General features: G+C 71.3%; 18 protein-coding genes. 9 read left to right on the top strand and 9 right to left on the bottom strand.

Annotated features, from left to right (window positions below; all coding sequences use genetic code 11):
• Positions 1-32: 32 nt before the first annotated feature.
• From IO39_RS32805 to IO39_RS32795, 3 genes are all read right to left on the bottom strand, one after another.
• Positions 33-290: a UBP-type zinc finger domain-containing protein gene (locus tag IO39_RS32805; RefSeq protein WP_043631247.1), complete on the bottom strand. Its 258-nt coding sequence runs from the start codon at positions 288-290 to the stop codon at positions 33-35.
• Between the two features lie 390 nt (positions 291-680).
• Positions 681-1496 carry an endonuclease/exonuclease/phosphatase family protein gene (locus IO39_RS32800; protein ID WP_043631242.1) on the bottom strand — a complete coding sequence of 272 codons (816 nt, stop codon included), beginning with the start codon at positions 1494-1496 and terminating at the stop codon, positions 681-683.
• 392 nt (positions 1497-1888) lie between these two features.
• Positions 1889-2377: a DUF6326 family protein gene (locus IO39_RS32795; RefSeq protein ID WP_043631238.1), complete on the bottom strand. Its 489-nt coding sequence runs from the start codon at positions 2375-2377 to the stop codon at positions 1889-1891.
• Between the two features lie 377 nt (positions 2378-2754).
• Between IO39_RS32795 and IO39_RS58150 the strand changes: the two genes are divergently transcribed.
• Positions 2755-3435, top strand: coding sequence for a TetR/AcrR family transcriptional regulator C-terminal domain-containing protein (locus IO39_RS58150; protein WP_043631235.1), 681 nt, complete (start codon positions 2755-2757; stop codon positions 3433-3435).
• Here the strand turns inward: IO39_RS58150 and IO39_RS32785 are convergent.
• The 4 genes from IO39_RS32785 to bla all read right to left on the bottom strand — a co-directional run bounded on the left by IO39_RS32785 (position 3422) and on the right by bla (position 7545).
• Positions 3422-3583, bottom strand: coding sequence for a hypothetical protein (locus tag IO39_RS32785; protein WP_157549187.1), 162 nt, complete (start codon positions 3581-3583; stop codon positions 3422-3424). The two genes, IO39_RS58150 and IO39_RS32785, sit on opposite strands and share 14 nt — an antisense overlap.
• Before the next feature lie 183 nt (positions 3584-3766).
• Complete coding sequence (locus IO39_RS32780) at positions 3767-3955, bottom strand: DUF5708 family protein (RefSeq protein WP_043631230.1); 189 nt, start codon at positions 3953-3955, stop codon at positions 3767-3769.
• A gap of 246 nt (positions 3956-4201) precedes the next feature.
• The gene (locus tag IO39_RS32775) at positions 4202-6394 is read right to left on the bottom strand and encodes a transglycosylase domain-containing protein (RefSeq protein ID WP_052423652.1); all 2193 of its coding nucleotides are present in this window, start codon (positions 6392-6394) and stop codon (positions 4202-4204) included.
• Positions 6395-6438: 44 nt separating this feature from the next.
• Positions 6439-7545 carry a class A beta-lactamase gene (gene bla / locus IO39_RS32770; protein WP_245642437.1) on the bottom strand — a complete coding sequence of 369 codons (1107 nt, stop codon included), beginning with the start codon at positions 7543-7545 and terminating at the stop codon, positions 6439-6441.
• 249 nt (positions 7546-7794) lie between these two features.
• Here bla and IO39_RS32760 point away from each other — a divergent pair, with 249 nt between their 5' ends.
• The 6 genes from IO39_RS32760 to IO39_RS32735 all read left to right on the top strand — a co-directional run bounded on the left by IO39_RS32760 (position 7795) and on the right by IO39_RS32735 (position 10978).
• The gene (locus IO39_RS32760; RefSeq protein ID WP_043631224.1) at positions 7795-8745 is read left to right on the top strand and encodes an alpha/beta fold hydrolase; all 951 of its coding nucleotides are present in this window, start codon (positions 7795-7797) and stop codon (positions 8743-8745) included.
• A gap of 115 nt (positions 8746-8860) precedes the next feature.
• Entirely contained in the window at positions 8861-9253 is a 393-nt protein-coding gene (locus IO39_RS32755) for a DUF8711 family protein (RefSeq protein WP_043631222.1), read from the top strand.
• A gap of 128 nt (positions 9254-9381) precedes the next feature.
• Positions 9382-9708 carry a YidH family protein gene (locus tag IO39_RS32750; protein ID WP_043631219.1) on the top strand — a complete coding sequence of 109 codons (327 nt, stop codon included), beginning with the start codon at positions 9382-9384 and terminating at the stop codon, positions 9706-9708.
• Between the two features lie 6 nt (positions 9709-9714).
• Complete coding sequence (locus IO39_RS32745; RefSeq protein WP_043631216.1) at positions 9715-10050, top strand: DUF202 domain-containing protein; 336 nt, start codon at positions 9715-9717, stop codon at positions 10048-10050.
• Positions 10051-10129: 79 nt separating this feature from the next.
• Complete coding sequence (locus IO39_RS32740; protein ID WP_043631213.1) at positions 10130-10411, top strand: hypothetical protein; 282 nt, start codon at positions 10130-10132, stop codon at positions 10409-10411.
• Between the two features lie 135 nt (positions 10412-10546).
• Positions 10547-10978: a hypothetical protein gene (locus IO39_RS32735; RefSeq protein ID WP_157549185.1), complete on the top strand. Its 432-nt coding sequence runs from the start codon at positions 10547-10549 to the stop codon at positions 10976-10978.
• A 179-nt stretch (positions 10979-11157) separates the two neighbouring features.
• On the opposite strand, the gene IO39_RS32730 is transcribed toward IO39_RS32735, so the two are convergent.
• On the bottom strand, positions 11158-12999 hold the full coding sequence (locus IO39_RS32730) for an ABC transporter ATP-binding protein (RefSeq protein ID WP_043631207.1): 1842 nt from the start codon (positions 12997-12999) through the stop codon (positions 11158-11160).
• Positions 12996-14720: an ABC transporter ATP-binding protein gene (locus IO39_RS32725; protein WP_084773875.1), complete on the bottom strand. Its 1725-nt coding sequence runs from the start codon at positions 14718-14720 to the stop codon at positions 12996-12998. The genes IO39_RS32730 and IO39_RS32725 overlap by 4 nt, the downstream gene beginning before the upstream one ends.
• Before the next feature lie 203 nt (positions 14721-14923).
• On the opposite strand from IO39_RS32725, the gene IO39_RS32720 reads away from it, so the two are divergent.
• Positions 14924-15409, top strand: a complete 486-nt coding sequence (locus IO39_RS32720; RefSeq protein ID WP_043631201.1) for a nucleoside deaminase — start codon at positions 14924-14926, stop codon at positions 15407-15409.
• A gap of 36 nt (positions 15410-15445) precedes the next feature.
• On the top strand, positions 15446-16759 hold the full coding sequence (locus IO39_RS51930; protein ID WP_063765383.1) for a sensor histidine kinase: 1314 nt from the start codon (positions 15446-15448) through the stop codon (positions 16757-16759).
• Positions 16760-17106 lie beyond the last annotated feature (347 nt).

Raw genomic sequence — 17106 nt, 5'->3', positions numbered from 1 at the left:
GGGTCGCGGGCGGCGGAGTCGTGGACGGCGGGTCAGCCCATCTGCTTGTCCTCGAAGCACCAGCGCCAGTTCTCGCCGGGCTCGAACGACTGGATCACCGGGTGGTTCGTGTCGTGGAAGTGCCGGGTGGCGTGCTTGGCCGGGGAGGAGTCGCAGCACCCGATGTGGCCGCACTCCAGGCAGCGCCGCAGGTGCACCCACCTGCCGCCGGCCGCCAGGCACTCCTCGCAGCCCTCGGGCGTCTTGGCGGCGGGGTCGCCGGCCTGGGAAAGATGCTCGCAAATTGCCATGTCCGAAATCCTATGTCCAGGTTGTCACGCCGATTCCGGCCGGGGGCCGCCCGCCCCGATCCCGTCTACCGGGCGGGCCGTTGGAAGCCCGCCCCGTACGCGCCTTGCGGCGCTCTCGCCCGCCCCGATCCCCTATACCGAATACCGACCGGGCCCATCGGAAGCCCATCCCGAAAGGGTTTCCAGGGAGCGCGTCGGGTGATCCCTGATCCACCGGCCCTGTTCGCCTGAAGGGCCGGCCGCGACGAGATCGTTGATCCATCGAGCGGCGGGACGCCGTCCCGGCCCGCGCTCGTGCTCCTCCCTGCTCGCCGGCGTGCAGCGGGTTGTCGGGGTGCTGTCCGCCGAGGAGGAGGGACCGGCGTAGCGGGTCCTCCAACTGGTGGGTGGTCATGCGGTGGAGGGGGACGGGGGGAGTGGTTCGAGGTCGGCGACGAGTCCGAAGTGGTCGGAGGCCCAGACGCCGTGCACCGGGCGGTCGAAGATCTGGCGGCAGTTCACGAGCCGTAGCGTCGGCCCGTTCCCGTGGCAGCGTACGAAGAGGTAGTCGATGCGCCGGCCCGTCTCCAACGGCCAGTTTCCGCCCCGCACCAGGGGATTGACCGGCGTGAACGTGTGCCCGGGGTCGTCCGGGTGCGCCCACTGCCACACGTCGCGGTAGGCCACGCTCACTCCCTCCAGGGACTGCAGGCCGCTCCAGAAGCGGACGGAGGCCGACTCCGGTGGCGCGTCGAAGTCCCCGGCCACCACCACGTGCATCCGCCGGTCCCCGAGCACCTCCTCGATCAGCTCGGCCGTCCGTACGGCCTGCAGTTCGCGCTCGCGCTCGTGGCCGAGGCGGTGGGAGGGCTTGTGGTTGACGAACAGCAGCGGCTCCGGTGCGAGCACCTCGGCGAGGCCGGCCCAGCCGGAGAACTCCGCCGGATTCACGCGCGGGGTGACGACCTGCCGGAGCTGCCGGGTCGCGGCCAGGGGCAGGCGGGAGGCGATCGAGGCCCGGGTGCCGTCGGCCTCCCCGTCGCTCTGATGGACGACGTGGTAGCCGGGGCCGAGCAGGTCGATGGCCTGGTCGTAGTCGTCCGTCACGACGGACTCCTGGAAGGCCACGAGATCGGGGGAGAGGGCGCGCAGCCCCGCGATCAGCACGTCCCTGCGCTCGGGCCAGGAACCGTGCCGGGCCCAGAGGTTCAGCGTGGCGATGCGCATGATCCTGGCGCTACCCCGTCCGGCGCGGGGGTAAAGCGGTTGGTGTTCGCCGTGCGGGCCCGGATAGGTCGGGGGCGTGATCCAGAACTGCATCCGTCGTCGCGGGAACAGCTGAGACGCTGTGCCCAGCCGGTCGTCCTGAGACCGGCGGACAGCCGGACAGACGAGCAGGTTCCGCGCTGCGGCAGGTTTCGTGCTCGCCCCTTTCGTTGCTGCGGTTGGCTGGATGAGGTCTGCTGGTCGGTCAGCCACCGTTCGGCCTACGGGCGCGGCCGGCGCGGACACCGGACCGCTCGTGAGCAGGTTCTCTGCGTATACCGCGACTGAGCTGGTCACGGTCGGCCCGGTGTCCGCGGCGGCGGGCTTCACGCCGTAGGGCTTTCCACGGACACCTACTGTCGAAGGTCCTGTCGAAGGCCGGTCGTCGCGGGATCGGCTGGGACGGCGGGAGTTCGCGGCCAGGCCCAGGCGGAGCGCAGGATGAAGGCCAGGAGCAGCACCTCGATTCCGATGGAGAGGCCGTAGAAGGGGGCCCAGTTCCAGGACTCCCCTGCCGCGTTGAACACCGAGTAGGGGATGTAGAGCGATGCAACGACGAGGTTCGTGGCGCGGTTCGCCCGGGCGGGCAGCGTCATGGAGAGCATCACCATCAGGGCCGGGATCGCCACGGACGCGAGCATCACGGTCAACAACGTCGGGCTGATGTCGAACTCGAAGACGACGCCGGCGCGGAGGTTGTCGATGACGCCGGGCTTGTGGAGGTGGAAGTAGTCGACGTAGATGTAGAGGAACATGAAGCTGGTCCATGCGGCGGCGAGCTTGGCCTGCACGGGGACCGGCGGGGTGTCGAGCGGGTTCGGGGTTTTCGTTCGGATGGTCATCGGCTCTTCTTTCGAGAGGAGCGGTCCCTCCGCCGGAGTGGCGGCAGGGATGTACCGAGGCCGCGCCCACCTGGACGAGCACATCGCCTCGACCGGGCAGCGGTAGCCCGGACCTCGGACGATTTCGAGCGCTGAGGGCAGGCCGTAGCGGTGCCGGTCGGCGGCCCGCATCGTCGCCGCCCCGGCGGACTCGCCCCCGGCGCCAGGCGTACTCCGGCACTCGATCGCTGTTCGATTCCCACAGAAGCCTCACGTCCGAGCTACGACTTTCGCTGGTTCGTACATCGTACGTCGTACGCTGTACTACGAGTAGTACGCTGTACCATGACCGCACGCTGGACGATTGTCAAGCCCGGCGGGCGAGCGAGAGGAGACCCGTGTCTGCGAGGGAACAACGCCAGGTGGCGTCAGACGCGGCGCTGAGCAAGCAACGGGTGGTGGTCGAGGCGGTCCGTCTCGCCGACCGCGAGGGGGTCGGAGGGCTGAGCATGCGCCGGCTGGCCGGCGCGCTCGGCGCGGGCGCGATGTCGCTCTACTACTACGTGGCGAGCAAAGAGGAGTTGCTGGACGCCATGATCGACTTCGTGTTCGAGGAGATCGAGCTCCCGCCCGAAGAGGCCGACTGGCAGTCAGCGATGCGACGTCGGGCGGTATCCGCCCGACAGGTTCTCGCCCGCCACCCGTGGGCGATCGGCCTGATGGAGTCGCGGACATCGCCGGGGCCCGCGAACCTCCGCCACCGCGAAGCGGTCACCGCCTGCCTGCGAAGGGCCGGCTTCCCGGTCTTGATGGCGACGCACGCCAACTGGTTGCTCGACAGCTATGTCTACGGTTTCGCCCTGCAGGAAGCCGGCCTGCCGTTCGACACCGCCGATGAGTTCGCGGACATGGCCAAGGACGTCTTCCTGCCCCAGCTTCCTCCTGACGAGTTCCCCTACCTCAACGAGTCCGCCGCGGTGCTCGCCGCTGCCGGCTACGACCCGGCGGAGGAGTTCACCTTCGGCCTCGACCTCGTCCTGGCCGCCCTCGAGCCCCTGAGAGTGCCTACGGGGTCATGATGAACCTGGCGGCGCGCAGAGGGGCGGGTATGGGCTCGGCCTCGGTCTCTGCCTTCGCATCGGTCTCGGCTCCGGCCTGGGGCTCCGCATCGGTCTCGGCTTCGGCCTTGATCTTGGCTTCGGTCTTGGCCCGGGTGGCGTCTGTCACCCGATCAGTCTGCTCGATGGCGGGGTCTTTGTCGCGGTCGGCGTTCCCGGTCCGGCGGTTCCCCGCCACGTGCTCCTGGTCCGGCGGTTCTCAGTCCCGCACGCGCTGCTCCGCCCGGCCCTGTCCAGGCTCTGTCCCGGCGCTGTCCCGGTCCGGTCCCGGCTCTGCCCTGGCCTCGCCGCTTCAGGAGGCGTCGCGGCGGGACTTGTAGAGGCCGTACAACGCTTCCAGACCGCCCAGGATCATCAGCACCATGCCGAGTTTGGTGGGTGCGATCACGTGCCACCCGTCGTCGTTGCCGAACGTCCACAGCGCGGCACCGATCGCCAGGGTGGCCAGGCCGGTCAGGAGCGTCTTGCGGGCGGCTGCCATGAAGGACCCTACCTCGGTTGTCGGGATACGTCGCCACTGTAGTGACGTGCCTGATCATGGCGCTTCCTGCCCCTTGAGGAGATCGGGCTACATCTTTCGACTGACGGGGAGGTCATGGCGCATGCTCACCCCGGCCTCACGCCCGCTCCATCCCGCCCTCGCCCTCCATCCCGCCCCGCACCCGCACCCGCCCCCGCCCCCGGCTCGGGCGAGGGCGAGGGCGAGGGCGAGGGCGAAGGGAAGGGGTTACTCCAGGATGTCCTCCGGCAGGATGGTCGTCTCCGCGTCGGGCTCGGTGCCCGGCCCGGTGTCCGACTCGCTGTCCGACTCGGTGCCCGGCTTCGAGGAGGTCTGCGGCCGGCAGTGCTCGCCGCACCCCTCGAACCGCGCCGAGTCGATCGGCGTGAACCGCGTGGCCGGCACCCCGCGCAGCGCCGACACCATCGTGTCCTTCCAGATCGGGCCGGGGATGCTGGCCCCCTGCACCGCCCCGTAGTACCGGCCGCCGATCGTGACGCCGGTCAGCTTGTGGCGCTGGGAGCCGCGCGGGTCGCCGAGGCTCACGGCGCTCGCCAGGTCGGGGGTGAAGCCGGCGAACCAGGCCGAGGCGTAGTCGTCGGTGGTGCCCGTCTTGCCGGCGGCGTCCCGGCCGATGCCGCCCACGCCGCTCATCGTGCCCTCCGTGAACACGCCCGACAGCACCTCGGCCGTCGCGTCGGCGATGCCCGGGTCCAGGGCCGGGCGGCACTTGGGCCGGTAGGGGGTGGTCTTGCCGTCCCGGTCCGTGATGCGGCTGATCGCCATCGGCGCGCAGTACGTGCCGCGCGCCGCGATCGCCGCGTACGCGGCGGCCACCGTGACCGGGTCGGACTCGTTGATGCCGAGCGTGAACGTCTCGTACTCCTGCAGCTTCTTGCCGTCGGCGCGCTTGATGCCCAGCGCCTTGGCCGTCTTGACCGTGTCGCAGAGGCCGACCCGCTCCTCCAGCATCATGAAGAACGTGTTCACCGACGACCACGTGCCGCTGCGCAGCGTCTTCCAGCCGGGCGTGCCCTCGTCGTTGGTGACGGTGTGGGTGGGGTCGCCGATGTTCTCGCCCGCGCAGTTCTTGAACGTCGAGTACGCCGGCGCCCGGTAACCCGCCCCCGCCGTGAGCCCGTCGTCCAGCTTCATGCCCTCCTGCAAGGCCGTGATCAGCGTGAACGTCTTGAACGTCGAGCCCGGCTGGAACCCGATCCCGCCGCCGTGCGCGGCGTCCGCGACCACGTTGTACGAGATCTCGTTCTTGCCGGCGTTCGTCCCGTAACGCCGGCTGGCGGCCATCGCCTTGATCGCGCCCGTGCCGGGCTGGACCAGGGCCTGCGCGGCGACCGGGCGGTCCGACGGGTTGACGTAGCGCCGGATGGCGCGGTCGGCGGCGCGCTGCATGGCCGGGTCGATGGTGGTCCTGATCGTCAGGCCGCCGCGGTTGAGCATCGCCAGGCGGGCCTTGGCCGTGCGGCCGAAGTCGGGGTTGCTGAGGATCTCGTGACGAACATAGAGGCAGAAGTACGGATATTTGCTGCTCTCGCAGCCGCCGGGAATCCGGGTGCCCCGGTAACCGAGCCTGGTGGCCTTGGCCTCGGCCGCCTCCGCGGTCGTGATCTTGCCCAGTTCGGCCATCCGGTCCAGCACCACGTTGCGCCGCTTCAGCAGGCGTTCGCGGTGCTTCCCGCCCAGGTTGGGGTCCGTCGCGTTCGGGTCCTGGACGGCGCCGGCCAGCGTGGCCGCCTGCGGCAGGGTCAGGTCGGCCGCGGAGACGCCGAAGAAGCGCCGGGCCGCCGCCTCCACCCCGTACGCGCTCGCGCCGAAGTATGCGATGTTCAGATATTTCTCAAGGATCTGGTCCTTGGTGTATTTCTCCTCGATGCCCATCGCGTACCGCAGCTCGTTGAGCTTGCGCGCGTAGCTCGCCTCGACGGCCGCGCTCCGCTCCTCCTCCGTGTCGGCCGAGTTGAGCAGCACCTGCTTGACGTACTGCTGGGTGATGCTCGACCCGCCCTGGCTCACCTTGCCCGACGACAGGTTCGTGGCCAGCGCGCGCAGCGTGCCCTCGATGTCGATCGCGCCGTGCTCGTAGAAGCGGAAGTCCTCGATCGCCACGATCGCCGTCTTCATCGTCTCGGAGATCTCGTCGAAGCCGACGACCTCGCGGTACTCCTCGTAGAAGCGGGCGATCTCGCCGCCCTTGGCGTCCTGCACGATCGTGACCTCGGCCGGCGGCGGCTCGGCCAGGTCGAGCGGCTTGAGGTTCACTTCCTCGGCCGCCGTCACCAGCCCGATTCCCGCGCCCCCCACGGCCGGGATCGCGATGGCGGCCACCAGCAGGCCCGCCGCCGCGCCCGCCCCGGCCAGGCGGGCCACCATCGTCCCCCTGCGCGTCGTCCTCTTGCGCGGCATCGTGCTGCTCCCCCTGCTCGGTGTCGTCGTCCCCCGTCCGGACATCAGAGCCTGCCGAGCCCGCGGGCCAGGATGGTGGCGGTCTTCGCGACGGCCGCGTCGTCGGCGGCGGCGACCTCGCGGTTGGTGTAGACGGCCAGGATGATCGGGGCCTGCGAGGTGCCGGACGGCCAGGCGACGGCGATGTCGTTGGCCCCGCCGATCTCGCCGTTCGTGCCCGTCTTGTCGCCGATCGTCCACGTCTTGGGCAGACCGGCGCGGATGCGGGCGTCGCCGGTCTTGTTCGCGATCAGCCAGGCGTTGAACCGCTTGCGGTCCTTGGCGTGCAGCGCGTCGCCGGACGTGAGCACGCGCAGGTCACGGGCGGCGGCCGCGGGCGTGGTGGTGTCGCGCCGCTCCCTGGCCGTCCAGTCGTTGAGCTCGGTCTCCCAGCGGTCCAGGCGGGAGACCGGGTCCTTGAGGCTGCGGAAGTACCTGGTCAGCCCGGCCGGCCCGCCGATCTGCTTGAGCACCATGTTCGCGGCGGTGTTGTCGCTCTCGGTGATGGCCGCCTCGCACAGCCGCGAGACGCTCAGGCCGTCCTCGACGTGCTTCTCGGTGGTGGGCGAGTTCCGCTTGAGGTCGCCGGTCGTCCAGGTGACGACCTTGTCCATCAGGCCCGGCTCGGCGGTGCGGGCCCGGTGCAGCGCGGCGGCGCAGAGCGGGGCCTTGAACGTGGACAGCAACGGGAAACGCTCGCCCGACCGGTAGCCGACCGTCCTGCCGGTGGCCGTGTCGATGGCGTACGCGCCGATCCGGCCCTGGAAGGACGCCTCCAGCGCGCGCAGCTCCCTGGTCACCCGGGCCTGACCCGACGCCGCCGCGCGGGCGGTGGCGGTCGGGGCCGGAGCCGGCGACGCCGGCGTGACCGCCCCGGTGGTGGTGCTGATGCCGGTGGCAGCGGTGCCAGTGGTGGCGATAGTGCCGGTGGTGGCAGCGGTGCCGGTGGTGCCGGTGGTGCCGGTGGTGCCGGTGGTGCCGGTGGCGGCCGTGGCCGGGCCCGCGGTCAGGCCGCCGCCCGCCAGGAGGGAGATCGTCAGGGCGGTCACCCCGGTCGTCAGGGTTCTCGCCCGGCCGCGGGCCGGGTGGCGCCGGGCGCGAAGGTGTCGCATCGCGGTGTCCTCGCTGTCGTGCGATCGGTCAGAGGGCAGGAGCAAAGCACGCGCGATCAGCGGATGTCTAATAGCGATATCGCGAAGCAGTCGATATCGGTTCCGGTATGAACGCTGGTCACGGCCTTGTGGGGGAGGATGGGCGGCAGGCGGCCTTGCCGGAACGGCAACGTGGTTCGCGTTCCGCGCGCGTCCGGCCGCATAGTGCCAGACGTCCCTGAACAGTATGAGGCGAGGAGGCCGGGACACATGTCACAGAACGTCACCCATCGGCTGGTCGAGGTGCCGGGCGGCCGCATTCACGTGGCCGAGCAGGGCAGCGGGCCGCTGGTCCTGCTGGTGCACGGCTTCCCCGAGTCCTGGTACTCCTGGCGGCACCAGCTCCCCGCCATCGCCGCCGCCGGGTTCCGGGCGGCTGCCATCGACGTGCGCGGCTACGGCCGCTCGTCCGCGCCCGCCCGGGTCGAGGACTACCGGATGCTGGCCCACGTCGCCGACAACGCCGCCGTCGTGCGGGCGCTGGGCGGGGGCCCGGCGGTGGTCGTCGGCCACGACTGGGGCGCGCCGATCGCCGCCAACAGCGCCCTGCTGCGGTCCGACCTGTTCCGGGCCGTCGCGCTGCTCAGCGTCCCTTACTCCCCGCGCGGGCCGCACCGGCCCACCGACGGCTTCGCGGCGTTCGGCGGCGACGACGAGTTCTACGTCAGCTACTTCCAGCGGCCCGGGCGGGCCGAGGCCGAGATCGAGCCCGACGTGCGCGGCTGGCTGGCCGGCTGCTACGCCGCCCTGTCGGCGGAGGGTGGGGGCGCCGCGTTCGTGTCCCCCGGGGGCAGGCTCCGCGACCGCTTCCCCGAGCATGGCCTGCCGTCCTGGCTGAGCGAGGAGGACCTGGACGTGTACGCGGGGGAGTTCGAGCGCACCGGCCTGACCGGCGCGCTCAACCGCTACCGCAACGTGGACCGCGACTGGGAGGACCTGGCCGCCTGGGACGGCGCGCCGATCGCCCAGCCGGCGCTGTTCATCGGCGGCGCGCTCGACGAGACCACCACCTGGATGGGCGGCGCCATCAAGGCGTTGCCGCAGACCATGCCCGGCATGTCGGGCGTGCACCTCCTCGACGGTTGCGGCCACTGGGTCCAGCAGGAACGCCCCGACGACGTCAACCGGCTGCTCACCGACTGGCTCCGGGCCCTGGCCTGACCCTCCCGGCGGTCGCCCCGAGGCCCCGGGCCGTCGCGGTCCGTGAGCACAGACGGTCGCGGAGGTGATGCGCTCGGTCACAGCATGTGGCCGCGGTCTTGGGTAGTGTCGAGGTATGCGCCATCTCAAAAGCCGGTTCGTGCCCCTGGCACTGTTCGCCTCGTGTGTCCTCGCGGCCGGCTGCAGTGACGTCAACAACACCATCGACAGGGCCCAGGCCTGCCTGGAAGCCCCCAAGATCGTGACCGAGCTCGGCACGCAGATCGCCGGCCTCACCAATGACCCGCAGGCCATGGAGAAGGCCATCGACGACGCCGCCGGCAAGCTCAACGGCGTGGCCGACCAGGCCGCCAACACCACGCTCAAGGAGGCCACCGACAGCATGGCCGCCACGCTGACCGGCATCACCGTCAACGACGTCAACGACGCCGTCGACGCGGTGCAGAAGGTTGGCACCGAGAGCGCGGCCTACGTGAAGGAAGTGGCCCAGGCCTGCGGTGGCGGCTGAGCCGAGCATGGGACCAGGTCTGGGGTGACGGCCGGCTCGCGCACGTCGCCCCGGCCTGGGGTGGCGGTTGAGCCGCTACGACAATCCCGGCTTCTCTAGGGGAAAAGGGGACGAATTACCGTTTTTTCATGGAACCCGACCCGCGTTTCACCCTGGCCAACGAACGCACCTTCCTCACCTGGCTGAGCACGGCGCTGGCGCTCAGCGCGGGTGGGGTGGCCATGGCGGCGGTGCCGTCCGACGTGTTCGTGCCGTGGATCCGTACCGGGCTGGCCATCGTGCTGGTCACCCTCTCCGCGCTGGCGGCGGGCATGGCCTACCCGCGCTGGCGCAACATCCAGCGCGCGCTGCGGCAGCAGGCGCCGCTCCCGCCGCCCGCCCTGGCGGCCGTCTTCGGCTACGGCGTGGCGGCCGTGGCCGTGGTCGCCCTGGTCCTCATCATCCTGTCCGCCTGACCTCGCATGACGGCCGAAGAGGAGATCTGGGACCAGGGCCTGCAGAGCGAGCGCACCCGCCTGGCCTGGGTGCGCACGGCCGTGGCCCTGTCCACCGGCGGGCTCGGCGCGGCCGGGCTGTCCGTCCGCTACGGCCTGCCCGCGCCCGCGATCGTCGGCTTCGCCCTGGCCGCGCTCTGCGGCGGCGTACTGCTCATCAGGACCCGGGTGCGCTTCCGCCGGGTGCAGGCGGCGCTGCACGCCGGCAGGCCGCTGGACGCCGGGCTTGACGCCGTTTTCGCCTGGCTCGGTACGTTGAGCGTGGTCGCGGGCGCTTTGACCTTTGTGCTCACCGTTCGATGAGCCTGGTTGCGGGAATCCGAGAGGGAGGCGGACACTCGGAATCAGGGGGTGACCACAAGTGGAAGAAACACGAAGAAGCGTGCCTTTCGAGTGCCGTAGTTGCTGGCACGTCTGGCAGGAGGACTACACCGTCCGGCACGAGGAAGACGATCACGGCAACGCGGGCGAGGTCTGGCTGCGGGGCGGGCTGCCCGCGCCGCCGCCGTCGTCGGGCGCGGTCTGCCCGCAGTGCGGCTGCCAGCAGAGCACCACGTTCCCGGACGGCTATCTGTCGCACCATCCGGAGCTGACCGCGCAGGCCGAGCCCGGCGCGCCCGACGCGACACCGCTGCTCAGCCCGGTGCGCGGGCCACTGTACTGACCCGGAGCTGACTCGACGCTTGACTCCTGGTGAGAATTACCTGGCGTCCGGTGTCAGAAAGCGCGTCTTGCGGGAAGAACGTAACCGGACGGACACTCAGGGCGACATGGCGGCCGACAGCCGGGGGTGGTCTTGGTGCCCGACGGATTCGACACCCGTGAGACATGGCCTTTCCAATGCCTTCGCTGCCTTCACGTCTGGGAAGAGGACTTCGTCGTCAGAAGCCTCACCGACGCCTACGGCAACGAGGGCCACATCTGGCTCAGCTCGGGAGTTCCCGTGCCGCCGCCGTGGTCGGGCGCCTGCTGCCCGTGCTGCGGGGCGTACGGGGTGACCTGGTTCCCCTCCGGGTACTCCACCCGCCATCCCGAGCTGGTGCCCGCGCTCGACCCCGAGCCGGCGCCGGTCTTCGTGCCGGCGCCGGCGCCGCTGCCGGTCAGGAGCCCCGCCGTCGCGCGGACGCACCTGCCCGGCCGGCTCCTGGTGGCGCTGGGCGTGCCGCTGGCCCTGTTCGTGGGGTACGAGCTGTACACGAGCGTGGTCGCCGTGGCCCGCCCGCACCCCTGAGCCGGGACCTCCGGCCGGGCCCAGCGCCGCGCCAGGCCGGACCGGAGCCGGGCGCGGCCCTCGGCCGCGGGCCGCGCCCGGCTCACCCGGCGCGGGACCGCGCTCGTAGCTCGGTCTCCAGCCCGGCGCGGGATCGCGCTCCTAGCTCAGGCGCTCCAGCCCGGCGTGGGGCCGCGCTCCTAGCTCAGGCTCTCCAGCCAGGCGCGGTGCAGGCCGGCGAAGCGGCCCGAGGCGGCGATGAGCTGGTCGGGTGGCCCGTCCTCGACGATCCGCCCGCGATCCATCACCAGCACCCGGTCGGCGATCTCCACGGTCGACAGCCGGTGCGCGATGATCAGCGCGGTGCGCTCGGCCAGGATCGTGCGCAGCGCCCGCTGCACCAGCCGCTCGCTCGGCACGTCGAGGCTGGAGGTGGCCTCGTCGAGGATCAGCACCGCCGGGTCGGCGAGGAAGGCCCGCGCGAACGCGACGAGCTGCCGCTGCCCGGCCGACATGCGGCCGCCGTGCTTGCCCACCTCGGTGTCGTAGCCGTCGGGCAGGCCGGAGATGAACTCGTGCGCGCCGATGGCCTTGGCCGCCTCGCGCACCTGGCGGTCGGTGGCCTCGGGTCGGCCGAACCTGATGTTGTCGGCGACCGTGCCGTCGAACAGGAAGTTCTCCTGCGTCACCATGACCACGGCCTGGCGCAGCGTGGGCTCGTCGAGGTCCCGCAGATCGACGCCGTCGAGCAGCACGCGGCCGCCGGTCGGGTCGTAGAAGCGCGAGATGAGCTTGGCCAGCGTGGTCTTGCCCGCGCCGGTCGCGCCGACCAGCGCCACGCTCTGCCCGGCCGGGACGGTCAGGTCGAGGCGGGGCAGGATCGGCATCTCCTTGACGTAGGCGAACTCGACGCCGTCGAAGCGCACCTGGCCGCGCGCCCTGCCGCCCGGCAGCGCCTTCGGCTCGCGCGGCTCGGGCACGGCGGGCTCCTCCTCCAGCACGCCGGAGAGCTTCTCCAGCGCCGCGCCGGCCGACTGGAGGGTGTTGTAGAACTGGCTGATCTCCTGCATCGGCTCGTAGAACTGGCGCAGGTACAGCATGAAGCCGGCCAGCACGCCGGGGCTGACCTCGCCGCGCAGGGCGAGATAGCCGCCGTAGAGCAGCACCGCGCCGATCGTCATGTTGCCGATCAGCTTGACGCCGGTCATGAACGTCGCGCCGAGGTACATGCTGCGCGCGTTGGCCTCGCGGTAGTCGTCGTTGAGCTGCTCGAAGATCTCCTGGTTGCGCGGCTCCCTGCGGAAGGCCTGCACGGCGCGGATGCCGATCATCGACTCCACGAAGTGCACGATGACCAGGGCGACCGTCTCGCGGGTGCGCCGGTAGACCAGCGCCGACTGCCGCTGGAACCACTTGGTGAACAGCAGCAGCAGCGGCAGCGGGATCAGCGCCACCAGGCCGAGGTGCACGTCCAGCACCAGCAGCAGCACCGCCGTGCCCACCAGCGTCAGCACGGCCTTGACCAGCGCGTCGAAGCCCGACTGCACCAGCTCGGCGATGGCCTCGATGTCGGAGGTCAGCCGGGAGATCACCCGGCCCGAGGTGTAACGCTCGTGGAAGCTCAGCGACAACCGCTGGAAGTGGTCGAACACCCGCCGGCGCAGGGTCAGCAGGATGCTCTGCCCCACCGCGCCCATCAGCCGCAGGAACGCCTGCCGGGTGACCGCCTGCGTGACGGCCGCGGCCAGGATCACCCCGACCACGGTCACCAGCACCCCGGCGCCGGAGCCGTTCGTGAGCGGCGGGATGGCGTGGTCGATGCCCACCGAGACCAGGTAGGGGATCGACAGCCCGGCCGCGTTGGAGACCACGATGATCAGGACGAGCGCTGCGATCTTCCTCCGGTACGGCCTGAGCAGGTCGCCGAGCAGCCGCCGCGAGCGCGCCCGCAGCAGCACGGTCACCCTCTCGGTCAGCTCGTCCTGGTCCTCGGAGGCGACGCCGCGCCAGGAACCGTTCTTCTCCTGGACCGTCGTGGTCATCGCAGCGCTCCTTCCGAGGCGTCGTCGAAGTCGGCGTCCTGGGCCAGCAGCTCGCGGTATTCGGGCACCCGCGCCAGCAGCTCGCGGTGCTGCCCGACGTGGGTGATGGTGCCGTCGCGCAGCAGCGCGACCTTGTCGGCCAGCAGCACGGTGGAGGCGCGGTGGGCGACCACGATGCCGGTCGCGTCGCGCAGCACGTGCCGCAGCGCCTCCTCCACCAGGGCCTCGGTCTCGGCGTCGAGCGCGGACAGCGTGTCGTCCAGCACGAGGACGCGCGGGTTGCTCAGCACCGCCCTGGCCAGGGCGAGCCGCTGCCGCTGCCCGCCGGACAGCGACAGGCCCTGCTCGCCGATGCGGGTGTCGAGGCCCCACGGCAGGTCGTAGACGAACATGGCCTGCGCGGTCTGCACGGCCTGCGCCAGCTCCTCCTCGGTGGCGTCGGGCCGGCCGAGCTTGAGGTTCTCGCGCACGCTCATGGAGAACAGCGTGGGCTCCTCGAACGCGGTGGCGACCACCGAGCGCAGGGTCTTCAGGTCCAGGTCGCGCACGTCGTGCCCGTCGATCGTGACGCGGCCGGAGGTGGGGTCGATCAGGCGGGGCACCAGCGCGGTCAGCGTGGTCTTGCCCGCTCCGGTCGCGCCCACGATCGCGATCGTCTCGCCCGGCCGGACGTCCAGCCAGACGTCGCGCAGCACCGGCTCCTCGGAGTCGGCGAAGCGGAAGCCGACGCCTTCGAAGCGCAGGTGGCCGCAGGGCTCGTCGATCGTCTTTGAGCCGCCCTCGATGGCCGGGACGGTGTCCATGACCTCCATGAGCCGGTCGGCGGAGGTCATCGCCTCCTGGGCCATGACCAGGAGGTAGCCCAGGCTGGCCACCGGCCAGACGAGCTGCAGCATCAGCGTGGTGAAGGCGATCAGCGCACCCAGGGTCAGCGCGCCGGACCCGACCGCCAGCGCGCCGATCAGTAGCACCAGGGCGAGGGTGATGTTGGGGACGATCTCCAGGAAGGAGAAGAACTTGGCCGACAGGCGCACCTTGGCCATCGAGGAGTCGTACACCTTGCGCGCGGCGTCGTCGTAGCGGTCGTAGACGTGGTGGCGGCGGCCGAACGCCTTGATGGTGCGGATGCCGGTCGCGGACTCCTCGACGAGCGTGGCGAGGTCGCCCTGCTCGTCCTGGACCTGGCGGGAGATCTTGATGTAGCGGCGTTCGAAGCGCTGCGAGGTCCAGACGATCGGCACCACCGAGGCGATCACCAGCAGGCCGAGCGGCCAGTACTTGTTCAGCAGCAGCACGGTGACGGTGACGACCTGCAGCACGTTCATGACCAGGAACAGCGCGCCGAAGCCGAGGAAGCGGCGGATGGTCGACAGGTCGGTCGTCGCCCGTGATAAGAGCTGCCCGGACTGCCAGTCTCCGTGGAAGCCCATGGGCAGGCGCTGCAGGTGCCCGTAGAGGTCGCCGCGGACGGCGGTCTCCAGGCCGAGCACCGGTTTGACCTGGATGTAGCGCCGGAAGAGGATCAGCAGGGCCTCCAGGGCGCCGACGCCGATCGCGAGCAGCCCGAGGGGCAGCAGCGCGCCGGGTTCACGCTGCCTGACGGGCCCGTCGATGACCTGCTCGATGATGAGGGGGAAGACGATGACGAGGGCGACACCCACGAGCGCGGTCAGCCAGATGACGACCAGTCTGGCGACGTAGGGGCGGAGATAATGCTTCATCCGCCACAGGGAGTTGGAAGACAGCAGGGGACGGCGAGGTTTGTGCGTATCGGGAGGCATCCCTTCTAGGCTAATACGTGGGATCAACCGATTTTCTGTGACCTGAGGGTGGGGTTCCTGTACGTGACGTGGGGAAACATGAAAGCTCATGCACTTCCGGCAGGCCCTAACCCATGTTGTGACGTGTTGAAGTAGGGAGATTCATGATCGATCCATCTGAGCTGTCCCACCTGAGGCGCTGCGTCGAACTGGCCACGCGCGCCCTGGAGGTGGGCGACGAGCCGTTCGGCTCCGTGCTGGTCTCCGGCGACGGCAAGGTGCTGGCCGAGGACCACAACCGGGTGGCCGGCGGCGACCACACCCGGCATCCGGAGTTCGAGCTGGCCCGCTGGTCGGCCGAGCACATGACGCCCGAGGAGCGCGCCGCCGCCACCGTCTACACCTCCGGCGAGCACTGCCCCATGTGCGCCGCCGCGCACGCCTGGGTGGGCCTGGGCCGCATCGTCTACGCCACCTCCTCCGCCCAGCTCGTCGGCTGGCTGGCCGAGCTGGACGTGCCCCCCGCGCCGGTGCGCCCCCTGCCGGTCAACGAGGTCGCCCCCGGCGTGGTCGTCGAGGGACCGGTGCCCGAACTGGCCGGGGAGGTCCGCGAGCTGCACCGCCGCTTCCACGCCGCCCGGCGCGTCTGACCAGCGATTTGTCCGGCTCGTGGCACAGTCGGACACATGGTGCACGGCCGCTCCATCAGGGCCCGGATGACGATCGCGACGGTGGTTTCGTTCGGCGTCATACTGCTGGCGGGGGTGGGGACGATCTCGCTGACCTACCCCGCCAGGGCGCGGGCCGACCTCGCCGCCCAGGCGGCCAAGGCCAGCCGGCACCTCACCACGATGATCGACACCCGGCGCCTGCCCGCCCCCATCCCGCCCCAGGACGGCGTGCAGCTGCTGCAGATCGTCGACTCCGGCGGCCGGGTGGTGGCCGCGAGCGCCGAGCTGGCCGGCCGGCCACCGCTCACCCGGGCCCGGCCCTCAGGGGGCGACTCGCGGGTCGACGACCGGGTCTGCCGCCCGCACGGCTGCCTGATCGTCGTGGGCACCAGCAACCGCGCCACCCCGTACGGACCCGTCGTGGCCTACGCGGCGGTGCGGGAGCCGTTCCTGCTGCGCACGTCCTTCCTGCCCGCGCTGCTGTTCGGCTCGGCCGCGCTGCTGCTGGCGCTGATGGGCTGGGCCGCCTGGTACGGCGTCGGCCGCGTGCTGGCCCCCGTGGAGCGCATCCGGCGCGACCTGGAGCGGATCAGCGCCGAGGACCTCGGCGATCGCGTCGAGGTGCCCCCGGGCGGGGACGAGGTGGCCGAGCTGGCCGTCACCGTCAACGACACGCTGGCCCGGCTGGAGAACGCCGTCGAACGGAACCGCCGCTTCGTCTCCGACGCCTCCCACGAGCTGCGCACCCCGATCACGGCCCTGATCGTGCGGCTGGAGGCGGGGCTGGACGAGCGCACCGAGGCCGACTGGCGGGCGGCGCTGGACGACGCGCAGCGGCTGTCGGACATCGTGGGCGACCTGCTGCTGATGGCCCGCATGGACGCCGGCGCCGAGCCCGGCGACGACCGGTTCGAGCTGGGCCGGCTGGTCGAGGAGGAGGTCGCCCGGCGGCCCGGGCGGCTGCCGGTGACCCTCGACCTGGAGCCCGGCGTCCACGTGCGGGGGAACCGGCTGCGGCTGGCCCGGGTGTTCACCAACCTGCTGTCCAACGCCGACCGGTACGGCGACTCCATGGTCCGCGTCACGGTGACCGGCCGCGCCGGCGAGGCGATCCTGGAGGTGGCCGACGACGGGCCGGGCATCCCCGAGGAGATGCGGGAGCGGGTGTTCGAGCGGTTCACCCGGCTGGACCGCACCCGGTCACGGGACGCCGGGGGCAGCGGGCTGGGGCTGCCCATCGCCAGGGACATCGCCCGCGCCCATGGCGGCGACCTCCACGTGGCCGAGGGGCCGGAAACCCGGCTGGTCCTGCGCCTGCCGCGCGACTAGCCCGGACAGGTGGGCCACCAGCCGGTCGTCCACGTCCGGGCGGCCGGCCAGCACGCCGACGATCCGCTGCAGGCGGTCGGGGCCCGTCCAGCGCGAGCAGGCGACGGTGACGATCGCCGCCACCTGCTCGCCCGGCAGGTGGCGGGCGTCCAGCTCCAGCTGCCGCAGCACCCGGTCCACGTACTCCCAGCTCGGGCCGCGGGTCACCGCCCGCCGGTACGCGGCGCCGCTCGGGGCCTTGGCCAGCAGGATCGCCAGCAGCGCGGCGACGTGACCGTCCGGATGGGCGTCGAGGTCGTCGTCGATCTCGGCCAGGTAGGGGAACAGGCCGGTGAACAGGTGCCCGA

The sequence above is a fragment of the Nonomuraea candida genome, assembly GCF_000725485.1.
GTDB classification, from domain to species: Bacteria; Actinomycetota; Actinomycetes; order Streptosporangiales; family Streptosporangiaceae; genus Nonomuraea; species Nonomuraea candida.
The sequence above is the reverse complement of the archived record's forward strand: the minus strand, read 5'-3'. Positions and strand labels throughout refer to the sequence as shown.